The sequence below is a fragment of the Paenibacillus sp. FSL W7-1088 genome (assembly GCF_037969855.1).
Taxonomy (GTDB): domain Bacteria; phylum Bacillota; class Bacilli; order Paenibacillales; family Paenibacillaceae; genus Paenibacillus.
Map to the genome: position 1 here is coordinate 2,469,286 of NZ_CP150216.1, position 17,347 is coordinate 2,486,632.

Annotated in this window: 13 protein-coding genes; 6 read left to right on the forward strand and 7 right to left on the reverse strand. The window is 47.0% G+C overall.

Going from position 1 to position 17,347, the window contains the following annotated elements; translation table 11 throughout:
* Positions 1–46 precede the first annotated feature (46 nt).
* From MKY42_RS11325 to MKY42_RS11335, 3 genes are all read left to right on the forward strand, one after another.
* Positions 47–1,063: an aminoglycoside phosphotransferase family protein gene (locus tag MKY42_RS11325; RefSeq protein WP_179265204.1), complete on the forward strand. Its 1,017-nt coding sequence runs from the start codon at positions 47–49 to the stop codon at positions 1,061–1,063.
* A gap of 14 nt (positions 1,064–1,077) precedes the next feature.
* On the forward strand, positions 1,078–3,990 hold the full coding sequence (locus MKY42_RS11330; protein WP_339851057.1) for a glycoside hydrolase family 3 C-terminal domain-containing protein: 2,913 nt from the start codon (positions 1,078–1,080) through the stop codon (positions 3,988–3,990).
* 177 nt (positions 3,991–4,167) lie between these two features.
* Positions 4,168–5,469 carry an MFS transporter gene (locus tag MKY42_RS11335; protein ID WP_256221972.1) on the forward strand — a complete coding sequence of 434 codons (1,302 nt, stop codon included), beginning with the start codon at positions 4,168–4,170 and terminating at the stop codon, positions 5,467–5,469.
* A gap of 97 nt (positions 5,470–5,566) precedes the next feature.
* Here MKY42_RS11335 and MKY42_RS11340 read toward each other — a convergent pair whose 3' ends face one another.
* Both MKY42_RS11340 and MKY42_RS11345 read right to left on the reverse strand, forming a co-directional pair.
* Positions 5,567–6,889: an MFS transporter gene (locus tag MKY42_RS11340; RefSeq protein ID WP_339851060.1), complete on the reverse strand. Its 1,323-nt coding sequence runs from the start codon at positions 6,887–6,889 to the stop codon at positions 5,567–5,569.
* A 31-nt stretch (positions 6,890–6,920) separates the two neighbouring features.
* On the reverse strand, positions 6,921–7,349 hold the full coding sequence (locus tag MKY42_RS11345) for a MarR family transcriptional regulator (RefSeq protein ID WP_090895786.1): 429 nt from the start codon (positions 7,347–7,349) through the stop codon (positions 6,921–6,923).
* Positions 7,350–7,648: 299 nt separating this feature from the next.
* Between MKY42_RS11345 and MKY42_RS11350 the strand changes: the two genes are divergently transcribed.
* Positions 7,649–8,122 (forward strand): RbsD/FucU domain-containing protein, encoded by a 474-nt coding sequence (locus MKY42_RS11350; RefSeq protein WP_179265202.1) that lies wholly within the window; start codon positions 7,649–7,651, stop codon positions 8,120–8,122.
* A gap of 13 nt (positions 8,123–8,135) precedes the next feature.
* Here MKY42_RS11350 and MKY42_RS11355 read toward each other — a convergent pair whose 3' ends face one another.
* Genes MKY42_RS11355 through MKY42_RS11370 form a run of 4 tightly spaced genes read right to left on the reverse strand, consistent with a single transcriptional unit; the run spans position 8,136 to position 12,111 of the window.
* The gene (locus tag MKY42_RS11355) at positions 8,136–9,254 is read right to left on the reverse strand and encodes a GerAB/ArcD/ProY family transporter (protein ID WP_179265201.1); all 1,119 of its coding nucleotides are present in this window, start codon (positions 9,252–9,254) and stop codon (positions 8,136–8,138) included.
* Between the two features lie 14 nt (positions 9,255–9,268).
* Positions 9,269–9,475, reverse strand: a complete 207-nt coding sequence (locus tag MKY42_RS11360; protein WP_109999766.1) for a hypothetical protein — start codon at positions 9,473–9,475, stop codon at positions 9,269–9,271.
* Between the two features lie 42 nt (positions 9,476–9,517).
* Positions 9,518–10,669, reverse strand: a complete 1,152-nt coding sequence (locus MKY42_RS11365) for a Ger(x)C family spore germination protein (RefSeq protein ID WP_090895795.1) — start codon at positions 10,667–10,669, stop codon at positions 9,518–9,520.
* Entirely contained in the window at positions 10,666–12,111 is a 1,446-nt protein-coding gene (locus MKY42_RS11370) for a spore germination protein (RefSeq protein WP_090895797.1), read from the reverse strand. The genes MKY42_RS11365 and MKY42_RS11370 overlap by 4 nt, the downstream gene beginning before the upstream one ends.
* Before the next feature lie 209 nt (positions 12,112–12,320).
* On the opposite strand from MKY42_RS11370, the gene MKY42_RS11375 reads away from it, so the two are divergent.
* Together MKY42_RS11375 and MKY42_RS11380 are read left to right on the forward strand one after the other, a co-directional pair.
* Positions 12,321–12,818, forward strand: a complete 498-nt coding sequence (locus MKY42_RS11375) for a GNAT family N-acetyltransferase (RefSeq protein ID WP_339851073.1) — start codon at positions 12,321–12,323, stop codon at positions 12,816–12,818.
* Between the two features lie 53 nt (positions 12,819–12,871).
* A complete protein-coding gene (locus tag MKY42_RS11380; RefSeq protein WP_339851075.1) occupies positions 12,872–13,492 on the forward strand; it encodes a TraX family protein in 621 nt (206 codons plus the stop codon).
* A 107-nt stretch (positions 13,493–13,599) separates the two neighbouring features.
* Here the strand turns inward: MKY42_RS11380 and MKY42_RS11385 are convergent, their stop codons facing one another.
* Positions 13,600–17,307: an amino acid adenylation domain-containing protein gene (locus MKY42_RS11385; RefSeq protein WP_339851077.1), complete on the reverse strand. Its 3,708-nt coding sequence runs from the start codon at positions 17,305–17,307 to the stop codon at positions 13,600–13,602.
* Positions 17,308–17,347: the final 40 nt, after the last annotated feature.

Genomic DNA, 17,347 nt, shown 5'->3' on the forward strand with positions numbered 1-17,347 from the left:
TAGTTCAATTTATAAAGCGACAGATAAAGATAGGGGATTATATCAAATGAGTACAACGAATTCAGGTTTACACCGAACCATTACAGCAGAGATGCTGTATAAGTTGGTAGAGAACACTTTTGGAACCGCTACCATTGTGAAGAGTTTTGCACTGCTGCAGGGTGGACTTTTTAATACAACGTATCGAATTCAGCTTGAACATGCGTCGTACGCGGATGTGATATTACGTTTGGCTCCAGAGCGTGTAGAGATGCCGCTCGGCTCTGCTGGCGATCCGTTATTTTCATTTGAACGTACGATGATGTCTGCTGAACCGGTTGTTTATGAATATTATCGTAAAGCAGGCATTCCTGCACCAAATATTATTGCCTGTGATGACAGCGGATTGATCATTCCGAGAACCTATATGTTTATGGAGTTTATCCCTAGCAAGCAATTGGATCATTCATCGATTTCTGAAGCGGATAAAGAACGATTATATCATCAGCTCGGCGCTTATACGGCTGTCATGCATCAGATTGAGGGTGAATTGTTTGGCTGGCCGCAGGGCGATGGAACAATTAAAGGCTCGGATCAATGGTCCGAGGTGCTGCACGCTTTTGCAGAAGAGACGGCACTCAAAGCTTCACAAGCCGGGTATATGCCAGATGTGGGAGAAGAAATCGCAGATATGTTCTTAACAAAAAAGGATTTATTTGATCAGGTGACTGTTCCGGTTCTTGTTCATAATGACCTGTGGGAAGCCAATGTGCTTGTCCATGAGGAAAACGGGCAGCTAAACATTGCCGCCATTATTGATGGGGATCGTTCTATGTTTGCGGACAGAGCGTTTGAGGCGATTTTATCGACAGATTCATCTATTGGTTTTCATAAAGGCTATGGCCGGCCACAGGATATGTCCGATGAGGGGCAGGCACGCCTTCTGGCCTATCGCATACTGTCCTCTTATTTTAACGCATATGTGCATGAACATCAGGTTGATCAGCCGGAGGCAGGCAAGAAGTATCGCGAGCGTACACTGGATCTATTGAAAGAATGGAAGAGACTCAAACTTAACGAATAAGTAGGAGGTCTAGTATGAAAGAGTATATTCAATATCCAATGTGGGACGCAACATTGCCATTGGAAGAACGATTAAATGACTTGATTGCGCGTCTGACAACGGAGGAGAAAATCCGATTAATTCCTACACGGGAAGCCGCAGTACCCCGTTTGGGAATACCCGGTTACAATGTGGGAGGTGAAGCGGCTCACGGGGTTGCCTGGATAGGTGAGGCTACCGTTTTCCCGCAGCCGCTCGGTCTGTCGAGCACCTGGAATACGAAGCTCATACGCGAAATTGGTTCCGTTATCGGAGATGAAGCCAGAGCATACCACCACCGTGCACCCGAGCGACACGGCTTGACCTTATGGGCGCCAACCGTCGATCTGGAACGGGATCCGCGTTGGGGCAGAACGGAAGAGGGCTATGGTGAGGACCCCGTACTGACAGGTGAAATGTCGGCCGCTCTTGTGAAGGGCATGCAGGGTAACCACTCTTTCTATCTGAAAATGGTAGCGACGCTGAAACACTTTTTTGCCAACAATAATGAGAAGGATCGGTTGAATTGTTCATCCAGCATCGATCCGCGGAACTTGCGTGAATATTATTTAAAAGCATTTGAGACGCCTTTCGTAGAAGGCGGGGCCTTGTCCATGATGACAGCCTACAATTCGATCAACGGCACACCCGCCATTGAAAGCCCATACGTGAATGATGTGGTCAAGGGTGAGTGGGACATGCCTGGATTTATCGTGTGTGACGGGGGGGATTTGTCCCAGACGGTCAATTATCACGGTTATCATGCCACGCATGCGGAATCGGCAGCAGGGGCATTGAAGGCAGGCGTCGACTGTCTAACAGACGAGGTTGACTTAGTCGTATCTGCACTGGAAGAGGCGCTTGAGCGGAACTTGCTGGAGGTCGAGGATCTTGACCGGGCCATACGCAATATTTTTGGCGTGCGGATGCGGCTTGGACAACTGGATCAGACGGGACTTAATCCGTATGCTTCGATATCGGAATCTGTATTGTGTGCGCCTGAACATGCCAAATTAAGTTATAGAGCAGCAGCGGAGTCTATCGTATTACTCCAAAATGACGGACTGCTTCCTCTCCAATCGGAAAGATTGCAGAAGGTTAGCGTAATCGGTCCCCTCGCGGATGTGGTCTATACCGATTGGTATAGCGGCACACTGCCTTATCGAGTTACCGTTTTGGAAGGACTACGCAAGAAGCTTGGCGGAGCAGAAGTATCATTTGCCGATGGGAATGATCGCATCAGTCTAAAGACAGCCGATGGCAAGGTAATCACGCTTGGTACGGAAGGAAAACTTGTTTCCGTTCCCGAAGGCAGTGCGGAGGCCGCTGAATTCATCCATCAGGACTGGGGCTGGGGAAGTCACACGCTTCGCAGTGTGAAAAACAATCGCTATGTTTCATTAACCGAACAGGGCATCTATCAGGCGAATGCGCCGGAGATTGGTGGCTGGTTCGTCAAGGAAGTGGTACAGATTGATTCACAAGCGGATGGAGGCAGTATGCTGCGAACGTGGAACGGCTTGCCACTGAGGCTGAATGAACATCAGGGACAACTGGTGTTGTCCCCAACGCCGGAACAAACGGACGAGGACTCGAGTGCATCTGGCAATTCGAATGCCATCAAAGAGACGCTGGAACCTGCTGTGTTCAAGCTGGACGTTATTGCTAACGGCATAGAGCAGGCGAAAAAAGCTGCTCAGAATAGTGACGTTTCTGTCGTTGTTGTTGGTAATAGTCCCTATATTAACGGTAAAGAGGAAATTGATCGCCCAAGTTTGCTGCTTCCGCCTGAGCAGGCCCGAATGGTAAGAGAAGTCTGCCAAGTGAATCCTAATACGGTCGTTGTCATTATTGGCAGTTATCCATTTGCACTGCAAGAGTTAAAAGACGTGGCTCCGGCAATCATATACCTTACACATGCAGGCCAGGAACTGGGGAATGCGGTTGCGGATGTTCTGCTCGGAAATTATGCTCCTGCTGGTAGACTGAACATGACATGGTATGAGGATGAATCGCAGCTTCCAGACATTATGGATTATGACGTTATTCATAACGGTACAACCTATATGTATCATGAAGGTCCAGTCCTGTATCCCTTTGGTCATGGATTGACCTATTCTGATTTTGAGTATAAGGCGATTCGAGTGGAGCGGGCAGAGGGATCTTCTGGAGATGATGTGCTGAAGATTGAAGTGCAGGTTGAGAACAAAGGGGAACGTGCCAGCGATGAAGTGGTGCAGCTGTATGGGCACGCGCAAACTTCACGGGTGAAGCGACCACAACGTCAGTTGATCGGCTTCCGGCGTATCCATCTTGCTTCAGGCGCCGTGGAAACTCTATCTTTCGAAATTCCTGTTCAGAAACTGGCCTTCTGGGATGTCACTCGAGACAAATATTGTCTTGAATCCGCCGCCTGGTCGATCATGGCTGGACGTTCCTCAGCAGATATTCGTCAGACCGTAGAAATTCCCATCGAGGGTGAAACCATTCCTCAACGAGCACTGAACATACCTACGTATGCGGAAAATTACGATGCTTATGCAGGCGTTCTGTTGGATGAGTGTCTGGAAGGTCGTTCAGCTATCCGTGCCATTGTTCCAGGCGAACCGCTGTATCGTGAAGGTCGTTCTTCCTGGATTTCATTCCACGACAATGCTTTCCGGCAAGCTAGTGGGTTTGAGGGTCGGGTGGCAGCCTTCGGAGAAGGTGGGGAATTGGAGATTCGGGCGGAAGGTCCGGAAGGTCCACTGCTTGGCACTTGTGTCGTTCCCGGTTCCGCTGGGACAGTCAACGGGAAGAATCTTCAGTGGAACACAGCTCGCTGTTCCCTGAAGGCAGAGAGTGAGATCAACCAGCTCTGTATTGTTTTCAAGGGCGGTGCAGCCCTCCAGCAATTTGTGTTGAAATAAGTTGATTTGTTGATCTTCATGATGCATGGCAAACAGGCTGTCCTGACACTGGATTTAGTGCGGCAGCCTGTTTGCGTTGTCATCCCAAGTGACCTTTTTTACATAAGCCGTATATTCAACTGCAGAACAACCCACAATAACGTTGTTGTTTTCTGATTCTGTAAAGGTGGTTGAGGTATGAAAGATAAAAAGTGGGACCTCGTCGCACTCGCTTCCATCCCGGTCATTATGACACTGGGCAACTCCATGCTGATCCCCATCCTTCCGCAGATTGAGCGTGAATTGAAAGTGTCCTCATTCAAGGTCAGCATGTTAATTACGGTTTATGCGGTCGTCGCAATCCTGCTCATTCCACTTGCAGGATATCTGTCGGATCGTTTCGGCAGGAAAGCCGTCATTATTCCCAGTCTCATCATTGCAGCCGCAGGAGGCGCGGTAGCAGGAGGAGCGGCCTGGATGCTGAATGGAAATGCGGCATACTGGACCATTCTCGGTGGCAGACTTTTGCAAGGGATTGGAGCGGCAGGGGCTTTTCCGATTGTCATCCCATTGGTTGGCGATATGTTTGATGATGAAAACGAGGTAAGTAAGAGCCTGGGGATTATTGAAACCTCGAATACCTTCGGCAAGGTTCTAAGTCCGATCTTGGGTGCAGCTCTGGCTGTATGGATTTGGTATTTGCCTTTTATGGCTATTCCGGTGCTCTGTGTGCTTTCATTGGTTTTGGTTATTTTCCTGGTGAAAACACCCAAAAGAAAAGAAGAACACCAGAGCTTTCCCGAATTTGTGGCTTCCATCCGCAGTGTGCTGAAAGAAAAGGGCCGCTGGCTGTATGCGATTTTTGCGATCGGCGGTATTTGCATGTTTGTTCTCTTTGGTGTGCTCTTTTATCTGTCGGAGACATTGGAATCGGAGTTCAAATTAAAGGGTGTCATTAAAGGTCTTGTGCTTGCCATACCACTGGCAGCCTTGTGTCTCGCGTCTTTCTTTGCTGGAAAATGGATAGGAAAGAACAAGACACGGATGAAATGGCTAGGGTTCATCGGACTCGCTGTTTTAACTGTATCTCTTGGCGTGATCGGGCTTTTTGACAACATTTATGTAGTTGTGGGTTTGTTCACCCTTGGCGGAGCAGGAATAGGGGCTACACTGCCATGTCTGGATGCTATGGTTACTGAAGGGGTGGACAAGGAACAGCGCGGCACCATCACGGCGTTGTTCAGCAGCATGCGTTTTATCGGCGTGTCCCTAGGTCCTCCTGTTGTGTCATTGCTGATCTCTTCCCACCATTTCCTTCTGTTTGGGATTCTCGCCGCGTCCGGGGCGGTGGGAGGCTTACTCACGTTATTGGCCGTCAAGCCGGATAAAGGAAATCAGCCTACATCAGGCGGTGGTCAAAATCATCGTGAACGTGATTATGATGAAGTGAATCAGTCTAATGGTTATCTGCCAGGGCGTAGAAAGAAAAGTCCACTCTGATAAGAATATAAAAAAACGCGTTTACTCTGAGGGATGTATTTTCCTCCATAGAGTAAACGCGTTTTTACTGAAATTGAATTACAGCAGCGTAGTTGTATCAATTATCTTTTTGTTGAGTAGTTGTGTTATTTTTAGATGCATTTTCAGTGTGCTTATGCTGATCGGAATCCTGTGCGGAGATATGTGTATGACTCAATAGCGGATGCACAGGCACAGCAAAACCTCCATTTCGTTTCCCTTGGATCAGGTATATCAGAAGAAACAGGATCATGAACATAATGGAATAACGGTACATATCAGTATAACTGGTTATTGAAGCAATAGCACCCAGCAGAAGTGCTCCCAGAGCAATTCCCAGATCCAGCGTATTCAGAAACATACCGTTAGCCATACCACGCTGTGAAGGGGACACAATCTGAATCATCCAGGTCTGCATGGAGGACTGTATGGAACCATATCCGATTCCGTATAAAAATGCAGCCACAAACAAGATGGACATCGATGAAGCGTAAGAGAGCGTGATCAGTCCAGCAGCGATGAATATCGCTCCGGGAATCAGTAACGCCTTTGGACCTTTACTGTCATAGATTCGTCCTGCAAATGGTCTGACCAATAGTACAGCCAGAGCATTGAACAAAAAGAACAGCGCTGGGTTAGCCAGGTGGGCTTCCTTTCCGTACAAAACGATGAATCCGACCAGTCCCCCATACGTGATGGACAGCAAACAATTCAGTACACTTGGCAGAATCAGCTTGCGGTTGAAAGGCGTCTTTACTTTGGTGCCTGATATCGCAGCTGTTCCAACTGGTGGGGTCGGTACCGCCTCATCATTGACCCTGCGAGCTTTCTTGCGTGTCAGTGAATAGCTGAGCGGGTAGATGACCGCAATAACACCTGCCGTACATAACATAAGTGTCACGAATCCAGCGCCCTGGAGCACGGTAACCCCAATAATGGGACCCATGGACATGGCCAGACTTGTGGACAGGCCGAAATAGCCCATACCTTCCCCCATCCGTTTCACAGGTACAATATCTGATGCCATAGTCGGGAAAGCCGTGCTGCTCATGCCAAATCCGATACCGAACACCATGCGCAGCAATAACAGGACAGCAATCCCGGCAGCAAAGTAATATCCGAGTGTAGCGAGTAAGGCGACTGTCAGGCCAATATAGATCATGGCATTACGAAGACCCTTCTCCAATGCTTTGGCTGAATAGAGCCGGGCAGCAATGGCGCTAAGGGCAAAAAGACAGGTGAAGAGGCTGACTTCAAAGGCATTGGCGTGAAAACGTTCCTGCACATAAGAAGGCAGTGGGGATACGATCATGTGAAGTTGAAGAAAGAGTAGAAAGTTACATAACATGAGCAGGATAAAATCGGTGGTCCATAATTTGACTTGCGATGCTTGTGATTTCATTTGTTGTTCATTCCCCCTGGTGTAAAATTCGTTACAGGTTGCTGTTCATGAGGGAAAGAGTATGTCTAAATGCTTCCATCTGGTCTTCGGGAATACCTTCAATCAGATTTTTATTCATTTCTCTTTCGAGCGGAACAAGCTGGTCAAGCAATTTTTTTCCTTCTTCGGTCAAGTAGAGCAAGTAGGCTCTGCGATCCTGTTCGCTGGTCCGGCGATCGACCCAGCCTTTCTTTTCCAACAGATCAATAATGCGCGCAGTTGTGGGTTGGTCCTTATAAACGCGAGTGGCGACTTCCTTCTGATTCACGCCTTCGCCTCTACCGATATTGAACAGAACGGAGAATTGCTCTGTCGTAATATCATAGGGTTTGAAACGTATGGCTAGTACAGCCGACGCCTTACGGTGTGTCATGCCCAGCATGAATCCAATGGATTGATCGAGTGAATAGTCGTTCCCCATATAAACCTCTCTTTCTTCCGATAAAATAGTCACAATTCATTTACTTGTTATAACAACTATATGCTAAACAATTAATTTTGTCAAAACGGATTTATGAAAATCTGCGCCAGTTACAAATGCCTTCCATATGTAAATGGTTAGTAAAATAATGTTTCTGCAACATTCAAATATGCAATCGTTGGTAAATACTGATAAAATAGAAGTGCCGTTGTATCGCGGAAATAGGGTTAATATGATGGTGAGGTTAGGAAGACGAATCTGCTCCAGCTGATTCTGGAGCTGACTGAGGAGAGCTGAGTATGCTGAAGAACATTCCTGCAATAATACCTCCGGAACTGTTGAAGATCATGTCTGAAATGGGTCATGGAGACGAGCTGGTCCTGGCTGATGGCAACTTTCCCGCTGCCAGTCATGCGAAGCGGCTGATTCGCTGTGATGCGCTGGGTACCGTGGAGTTACTGGAAGCCATTTTAAGTTTGTATCCACTGGATACGTACGCAGAGCGGCCGGCAGCCGTTATGCAGGTCGTCAAGGGGGATCAGGTGGTGCCGATCATCTGGGAAGACTACCGCAGGCTGATCCTTGAACATGAGGGCATCACGGATGCCTTTGATCATGAAGAGCGTTTTGCTTTTTATGAGAGGGCTTCTCGCGCCTATGCCATCATTGCAACCGGTGAACGTGCGCAGTATGCCAATTTGATTTTGAAAAAAGGGGTTATTTTCCCAGATACTGATCCTTACTCACAAGCGAAAAAAGTCGAACTGAATTGAATTGAATACACTGTCAAGGCGACGAGGCGGCAGAAGCCTCGCTCGCTTTTTTGTTTTTCCCGAAACGCAGCCAGTAAACAACAACGTACAGTATAGGCATACACTCAATAAGCACGGCATACGTAGCAATGGCAAATGAACGAATGGCTAATTCATAGGAAGCCGCATCTTTTGCATATTGAAGCACATAAGAGGCCGCAGTCCCTGCAAGCAAGTAAACCACCGTTTTTTCCTGCCGGACTCCGGTAAGTTTGGCCAGACAAACCGAGGCTACATATAACAGAAACGAGCTGCGAGTAAACATGGTCGTAGACCAGATGGCAATCAGGAAAGGGTCCAGGTTATCCAAAAAATCGCCGTAACGAGCAAAACGTATCATCTCCAGCAAAGGGTAGCGAAGACTGCTGGCTTCGTAAGGTCCAAAATTCATTAAGGTAAACATCCAGAACACGATAATGAATAATGCAAGCGTAGAGCCTGCAAATAACATACTTCGTAGCATCGGCCGCCGGAAAGCAATGGCAGGAGCGAGGAACAGGAACATCATCCATTCGGAAAACCAGGGCATGGTGGAAATCGAGCCTGTGAAAATTTCTTTCAGATCATGATGCGTTACCATGGCAAGAAGTACATCAGGATTCCCCCCACCCAATACAGCTGGCATGAGAAAAGTAGACGTGAAGATTTGCACCAGAAATATGCCTTCTGATAAATAAACAATGGTAATCAAGCCTGAACGAGCTGAAAGACTGATGCTTAAAATGGTTATGGTTGCTGTCAGCCATATAGGTGTCTCGGGTAAGTACATGGATTGAAGAAAAACGATGAAATTCTCTACGTCAACGGATATCAAATACAGGCACAGTAACACAATAAGACCAAGGAACAGCTTGTGAACGGCCTTGCCCACAATTTCTTCACCAAAATCAATCCAGGGCCGATCCGGGTGAACCGCTCCTAATCTGTATGTGAAAAAGAGAAGGATCAGACTGATCGCAAACCCGCCAAGGATGGATATCCACCCTTGATAACCGCTCATTTTGAACAAACGCTGCAAAAGGAAAGCAATGGGTTCGGAATACAGGTAGACAAACATAAAACGGTACGCTTGTCCGGAAGATAATTTGCTCATGGCGCACTCCTTTCTTAGCCAAACAAGCGGTCTGCCCAGCCAAAGAGCAGCCTGATGACATCATTGGGATTAGGCCAGCCCGCTACAGAGACAGCCAACGTATTCCACAGAAGAAATAAGCCCAGCAGAATGAAATAGGCCCTTTTCATTCCCTTTTTGCTGGATTTGATCATGGGCCACTCCAATATGTACAGTATGGCAAACAAAACAACAGCGATCATTGGTTTACCTCCTAAAGTGGCCTGACGCTTCCTCTGTCCCTATCAGTAGCTGGATTCCGAACCTACAAACTGGATGTTAATCTGGGCACGCACCTTAAACTGCAATTCGTTTTTGACATAATCATTCCAAACGGGACGCAACTGTTCCCAGATCCGAGGATATGCCCATTCCAGGCGATACCCAAGCATCAGAATATCGGCTTTCTTGCGTTGGCCTGTTCTAATTGCGTTTGTTAGATAGGAACTCACCTTTTCATTGGCCTTTTGCTCGATCTGTTTGACACCCACAATATCTTTTACCTTGAGAATCGGAATTACGGAATTCAGTTCTGCTTGCCCCCGTAAAGTAATATCAAAGAAAGGCTGTCCATTTACAAGTCTAACCTTGATTTTGGAACTCGTATTATAGACCGTCATACTTGCTTTTTCATCCTCGGTTTCCACGGAGACAGCCAAAGTATCCAATTTGCGATTGGCCCAGGCAATGCTCCTTGCTTCATCGGGAGGGATCGAATCAACCATCTTCATCTGTTTGAAAAGAGCACCACCTACCTGACTGGTCCATTGCTTACGTTTATTATCCTCACTTGCCATCGTGGTTCCTCTTGATTCCAGCAAGGGGGCGGCAAAGCCCTGATTCATTTTGTCAGCCATAAGTACACTGAGCATTTGCGTTTTTAGCATGTTTTCTTCTGTTGCAAATTCTCTTAACACATCACTGGGTGTTTCTTCGAAAACGGGAGTCAGATCAGCTACATCTCTGGCTCGGCCCTTCGCAACCATGATGTAACTGCTAAGATGGAACAAAGGTTCACGTGAGATCCATTCCATCGTATCTTGAATTCCCTCTCTGGCGTATGCTTCACCGAATACCACGACCCGTGTATGCCCCCAGGACATTTTTCGTGTGAGGTCCGTTTGGATTTTCTCCATAGCATCAGCGATGGTGGATGCGGTAGCCGAAACGAGAGCATATGGATTTTTCCCGGGTCCTCCCGTTCCTTCCGGAGAGATGCGGTTCGGCAGAGGCATACTTAGTGAAATATCAATTTCACCCGGCTTTTCTCCTTTATCTACATACATGGTCGTAATAAAGGTACGTTCATTTATCTCTACTTTGGACCAGCAGCCGCTGCACAGTAAAATGCACATCAAAACAACACTCAGTTTGCACGTAATCATCAATGTTTTCATGTTTTTTGCCTTTTCTTATTCGCATCTTCGTAAGCTGCTGGTCGCTTCTTCATCAGAAACCAGGGCACACGAACGATTGTATCCTTGATATCACGCAGCACAAGGGGGGCAAAGGGCTGCATGTATGGCACGCCAAATGAACGCAGATTAACCATATACCAATAGATCAGATAGATCGAAATTACGATGCCGAACAGACCCAGCGTTCCACCCATAAATAGCACCGGAAAACGAAGCAGCCGGAAAGCCAGTCCGAGTTCGAAGTGCGGGATGATAAAGGCGGCAATACCTGTGATGGATACGACAATAACGAGTGGTGCGGAGACAATTCCTGCCTGTACGGCCGCCTGACCAATAACAATCCCGCCAATAATGGAAACCGTTTGCCCCAGCGGCTTCGGAATACGAATCCCCGCTTCACGCAAACCTTCAAAGGTCACTTCCATAATGAGCGCTTCAATGAGGGCGGGAAAGGGAATGTTCTCCCTAGCAGAAGCGATCGTAATCAGCAGGTTGGTCGGAATGATTTCCGGGTGAAATGTGGTAACAGCCACATAAAAGGATGGCAGCAGGAAGGCTATAAAGGCAAACAGCAGACGAATAATTCTGATAAAGGAGGCAGAATAAAATCGTTGATAATAGTCTTCCGAAGACTGCATTAATGAGAAAAAGGTTACGGGAATGAGCAGGGAAAACGGTGTTCCGTCCTGCATGACTCCGATCCGCCCTTCAACCAGTGCAGCAGCAACCGTATCGGGACGTTCGGTATATTGATATTGCGGAAAAGGAGAGAGGGGATGGTCCTCCAGAAATTCAGACAGATAACTTACGCCCAAACTGCTGTCCATATCAATATTACCAAGGCTTTCCAATACATTTTCCAAAATGTCTGGCTTGCATAACCCTTGGATATAGACAACGAATACCTCGGTTTTGGTATATTTTCCAACGGTGAACTTGATCATTTTGAAATCGGGATGCTTAATCTTGTGCCGAAGCAGTGACATATTTACATGAACATCTTCGATGAAGGCTTCCTGAGGACCAACAATTACAACTTCGTTGGTTGATTCCGCTACGGAACGCCTTTGATAATTTTGGAGAGCGAAATGGATCATGCCCGAAATACCCTCGATATATAAGGCTGCATTACCTGACACAATATCATCCACTATGGATTCTGCTGAATTCGAGTGGTGGCTGTTAAGGGTGAAAAAGGAACCGGTCACGATACGAGTAATGAATTGATGATCTATTTCATTTCGGGAGGCTTCCTCAAGCAAAGGCTTAATAATGGCTTCCCGCATAGTAGGGGTGTCCACTATGGACTGAATATAAATGAGTTCACAGCGATAAGGTCCGACCTGAAATGGCTGATAGATCATGTCGGCAACACCCAGCAAGAGCGCTTTAACCTGTTCATAGATATTGTCCTTTTCCATTTCAGTTTCGCCTCCCTATGCTGTAATGCTGAGCCTGTAATCTGACTATAGTGTGCGACGCTTCCAATGAAATATACTTTTAAGTTTGGATTATCGAAATATATTACAAACTTTGATGCAGATGATGAATGGGGAGATCGTCAGTTCTGCCTTAAAATAAGAGGGTGGAATGAAGCGGGTAGACATATTACATAAGGAGATGAGGGAAGATGGCGTATCGGATCAGACGTGCTGAGCTTAGCGATGTTAACGGAGTGGCACGGTTATTCAATGAATATAGGATGTTTTACAATCAGCTTACAGATCTAAACGGAGCGAGAGCATATATCAGAGAACGTATGGAACGCAGTGAATCTGTTATTTTGATAGCAGAATCGGAAGTGGATGCAGAAAAGGCAGGTGATTGCAGCTTGACGGCGATGCCTTTATTGGCTGAGTTTGGTGGATTTGTACAGCTGTATCCCAGCTTTAGCTCAGTGTCCATGAGGCCAATCTGGGTACTTAATGATTTGTACATACATGCGGATCATCGGAAGCGAGGCGTTGCGCGTAAGCTGCTGCAAGCTGCACGACTATTGGGGAAAGAGAGTGGAGCTGTGCGCATAGCGCTCTCTACGGCGCTAAGCAACAAGAAGGCTCAGGCGTTATATGAGTCGGAAGGCTATACGCTGGACACCAAATTCATGTATTATGAACTTCAGATATAAGAAAGATTTGGAGAACATCAAAGTTCAGGATAAGCAGGAGGGATTAGCACAAAATGATGCAATGGATAGCCATGATCACGATGTTGATCGATCATATCGGAGCCGTCTTTTATCCACAGGTGGGGGAGCTGCGAATCATTGGTCGGATTGCTTTTCCAATCTATGCTTTTGCTGTGTATATCGGTTATAAACATACTCGCAACGTACACAAATACATATGGCGGTTATTCTGGATAGCAGTGATCTCTCAATTACCTTTTATGGCGGCATTTAATCATTTTTCACTGAATGTGGTATGGACATTGTGGTCTGCCCTGCTTGTATTGCTCGTGCTCGATAAACTTCCGGTCCGTTTGCTGGGAATTCCAATTGTGATCGTGGCTGGTGTGGTCATGGAGATGACCCATATGGATTATGGTATGTATGGATTACTGCTTGTATTGCTGTTCCGTTATTTCCAGGGTCCTGTACTGGTAATGGCTCATTTGCTCTTAAATGTTTTATACATTTATCTGCACAGCAGCTCTATTCAGATGTACAGCGTAATTGCTACCGCAGGTATTGCCATTGCCCAGTATTATAACGCAGGGTTCCGTCTGAAAGGTCCGCGTTGGATTTGGCGTTATTTTTATCCTGCACATTTGGCTGTCATTGCCTTGATCCGCTGGATTTAAAAAGTCTTCCTGAAGGAAAAAAGCCACCTTATCCGTCATCACTGACGTTGAGGTGGCTTTCTTTGTATGCATCAATGGATGCACAATATGCATTTACTGTTTTGGATTTATTCCATCTTTGGAGAAGTGCCAAACTGCGGTCGGACGGCCTTAGGGAAATAACCAATCTCGATGGCATGTTCGAGCATTTTTGAGATGAAACGATCATCGGTTTTGGCGCATGTGATGCCGGCTGGTTCCACATAAGCAGTTGTTACAGGTGAGGCATACACGTATGCAGAATCCTTGGCACCGTCTCCTTCAAGCTGGGCGATAGCCAGTTGAAGCGCCTCAGGGTCCTTGCTGACACTGCCATCGAACAACCAGTTGGTGTACTCTGCAAAAGGAAGAGTTTCCACTTCATAACCGGCCCGATTCACAGAACGAATCAGATCATCGTAGCTGATTGGCTCCGGATTACAGATATGGAATACCCGTCCTGCTGTGTCCTGGCGTAATGCCAGATGTACAATCGCCTGGCTTGCATAATCAATAGGTGTAAAATCAACCATCCAGTCGGCTGCCGGAGCTTTGCCCAGCAATAACATTGCTTTAATCATACGATAAAAGGCGTTGCTATCGATATTAGACTGGAAACGTCCTGTCTCGGAATGACAGGTCAGATTACCTGCACGATAGATGCTCACAGGTACACCCTCTTCGGCAGCAAGCATAAGCACCTTCTCTGCTTCAAGTTTACTGTCCGAGTACAGGTTGTCCACATGCAGATCCGCTGGGAAGCGATCATATTGCAATGAGGATTCCCACTGTCCACTGAGTGCAAGATCTTCCGGTATTCCCATCGTGGATACATGGTGGAAGGAGGCACCCGGTTTGCTGCGAACAAGCTTAAGCAAGGCAATGGTACCATCTACATTGGTTTTGGCGAATTGTGCTGCATCCCCGAAATGTCGTACGTCGGCGGCACAGTGTATCACACGGTCAATTCGTTCTTGCACGTATGTTGTCTGCTCTGCTGAAAGACCAAGATTCGGTTGTTCCAGATCGCCTTCGATAATCTCGACGCGGGATGCGAGGAGAGGTAGCAGTTCCGGTCCAAAGTAACCTTTCATGACGCTGCTCAGTCGTTCCATCGCAGAACTTCCGTCTGCGGGGCGGCGAACAAGAGTATAGATGCGTGTATTCGAAGTTAGAATCAACTGTTGCAGCACATGGGATCCAAGATATCCGGTAGCCCCAGTTAGGAGCACATGCTCGGGATTCAGAATATCCGGATATCCAATCTGGGTTCTCAGCTCTACAGGATGTTCTGACAATTGGGTGATCACGCCGTCATTTACTGAGGAGTGGGAAGTTTCTTCTGTAGCTTGAGCCAGCGTCTCCACACGTTGTGCCAAGGCACGAATCGTTTTCTCGGCAAAAAAGTCAGCAATTTTCAGCTGTGGATAATGCGGCTTCAGAATGACCAATACATGGATGACACGTAGAGAATCACCACCAATGGCGAAGAAGCTGTCCTCCACACCAAAGTCATCGTGTTGAAGAATTTCTTTCCAGGATTCCAGAATAATCGCTTCGGTTTCCGTCTCCGGCAGTACCCGATCAGGTCGATCTTCATGACGCTCTACGTGAGGCAGAGATACCATCGCTTTACGATTGATTTTGCCTGTCGGTGCGATCGGCATTTCATCCAGCTGACAAATCCATTTCGGTACAAAATAGGAAGGAAGCTTAGCCGTTAGCTCGGCTTTAATGTCTGCAACGGAAAGCGTACTGCCATCCTTGGATGTAAAGTACCCTACGAGCATGTTTTGACCATCCGATTCCTTCTTCGGAATCACGGCAACATCCTGAACCTGATCCAGACGGGCAAAATGATCCTCGATCTCTCCAATCTCAATCCGGTGACCCCGGATTTTTAACTGGGAGTCACTGCGTCCGACATACTCCAGCAATCCATTATCGAGCATTTTGGCAATATCGCCAGATTTATAGATTTTCTCATCGATAGCAAAGGGATTATCAATGAATGCCTGCGCTGTACGCTCAGGCTGGTTCAGATAACCTTTGGCCAAAGCGGGTGTTGCTATATATACCTCTCCAGGAACGCCTACCGGGCATAACTGCTGTTCTTCATTGACGATATACACTTTATAGTTATGAATCGGTCTGCCGATTGGAATGTTAACGACACTTTCTGGAACTTGCTCACTAATTCGGTGGGTCGCTGTCGCTACCGTACATTCCGTAGGTCCGTATACATTGACGATATCAATCTGGTTGCCGAACTTGCGCTGGAAGGCACGAACCTGCTCACCATAGAGTGCTTCACCAGCCACCGTAATGATTTTGACTTTGGCCAGCTTGTGGAAGCCTTCTTCAGACAGGAAGGAAGCAAGCTGGTTGAAAAAGATGGTTGGCAGTATCGTAATAATGGTTGTGCCTGTGCGCTCAATTGCACTCGCAAATTCCTCGACGGATACACGTTCTTCCGCCGACAACAGGTACAGTTCTGCTCCGTAGAACAAGGCGCCAATCGTATCCCACACTGATGCATCGAAGCTGTATGTAGCAAACTGGGTTAATACGTCACCTGGTTGAATATCGCAATCCCTTTGCACCACACTACCGAGATTGGCAACACCCCGATGGGCAATAAGTGCACCTTTCGGTTTGCCGGTAGATCCCGAGGTATAGATGATATACGCCAGGTCGTCTGGCTGAATATCCAGGTTGGGGTTGCTTGCTGCAAATCCGGCAAGGCGTCCATCCACGGCCAGGATTTGGCGAACGGTAGTAATTCCTGAGAATAAACGTGAAGCTTCAGGTAAAGAGGATTCTTTGGTCAGGACAAATGATGAAGCTGTATCTTCGACAATATAACTGTTGCGTTCTTGTGGATGCTCAGGATCAACAGGAACATATACTCCGCCAGCTTTGAGAATACCGAGCAAAGAAATAATCGTTTCCAAACTCCGCTCCATAAAGATGCTGACGAATTCTCCTTTTTGCAAACCATTGGATAACAGCACACGGGCAACCTGATTGGCACGTTCGTTCAGTTCTCTATAGGTGTATCGACCAGTTGATGAAGTAATTGCTGGCGATTCCGGATATTCTGCTGCTGTTGCTTCGAACCAGCCATGAATGGTCTGATGCTCCGGTTCGAGAACGGTGGTATCATTCATTTCCCGGTATAGCAGTCGATCTGAAGCGGATAAAATGTCCACTGTACCGATGGCTTTGTCCTTGTCACGCAGCATAGCCAGAAGAAGAGTCTGATAATACTCTGCATATCTTGTGATCGTAGCTTCATGAAGAAGTGAACTGTCATAGAACAGATCCAGTGTGAGCATATCCTGATCATCACGAACATTCCAATTTAACATTTGAGGAGCTTTAGGCAGCTGTACACTGTTAAACATGAACAGCGTTTCCGGATTGCCTCCGGTTTGGGGCGTGTAATGCTGCTGGAGTTGATCTGAAATCTGATGAATCAGCTCGTTAAAGGTTAACTTGCCTTGAATCTGCAATAACACATGGGAAGCTGCCTGATCGGGAGCCAGTGTGCCAATGGCAAGTTCCTGCTCGGCTGATAAACGGAACAACAATGCTGCGTAGGCAGACAATAATGCTGGATACATGCCTTCTGAGCCGAATTTTTGTTTTAGTTCCCGAATCAGGGACGATTCCAGTGAGATATGAGCAGACTCGTATTTAAATGATTGTTGACGGCGCCCAAAATCCAGTGGAATCTGAAGAACCGGCAGGCCAGATTCCACTGTTTGGGGAGATGATGATTGATTTTCGACCACTTCAGTTGTTCCTCCTTGGTTCAAACCGTTCAAGATGTGG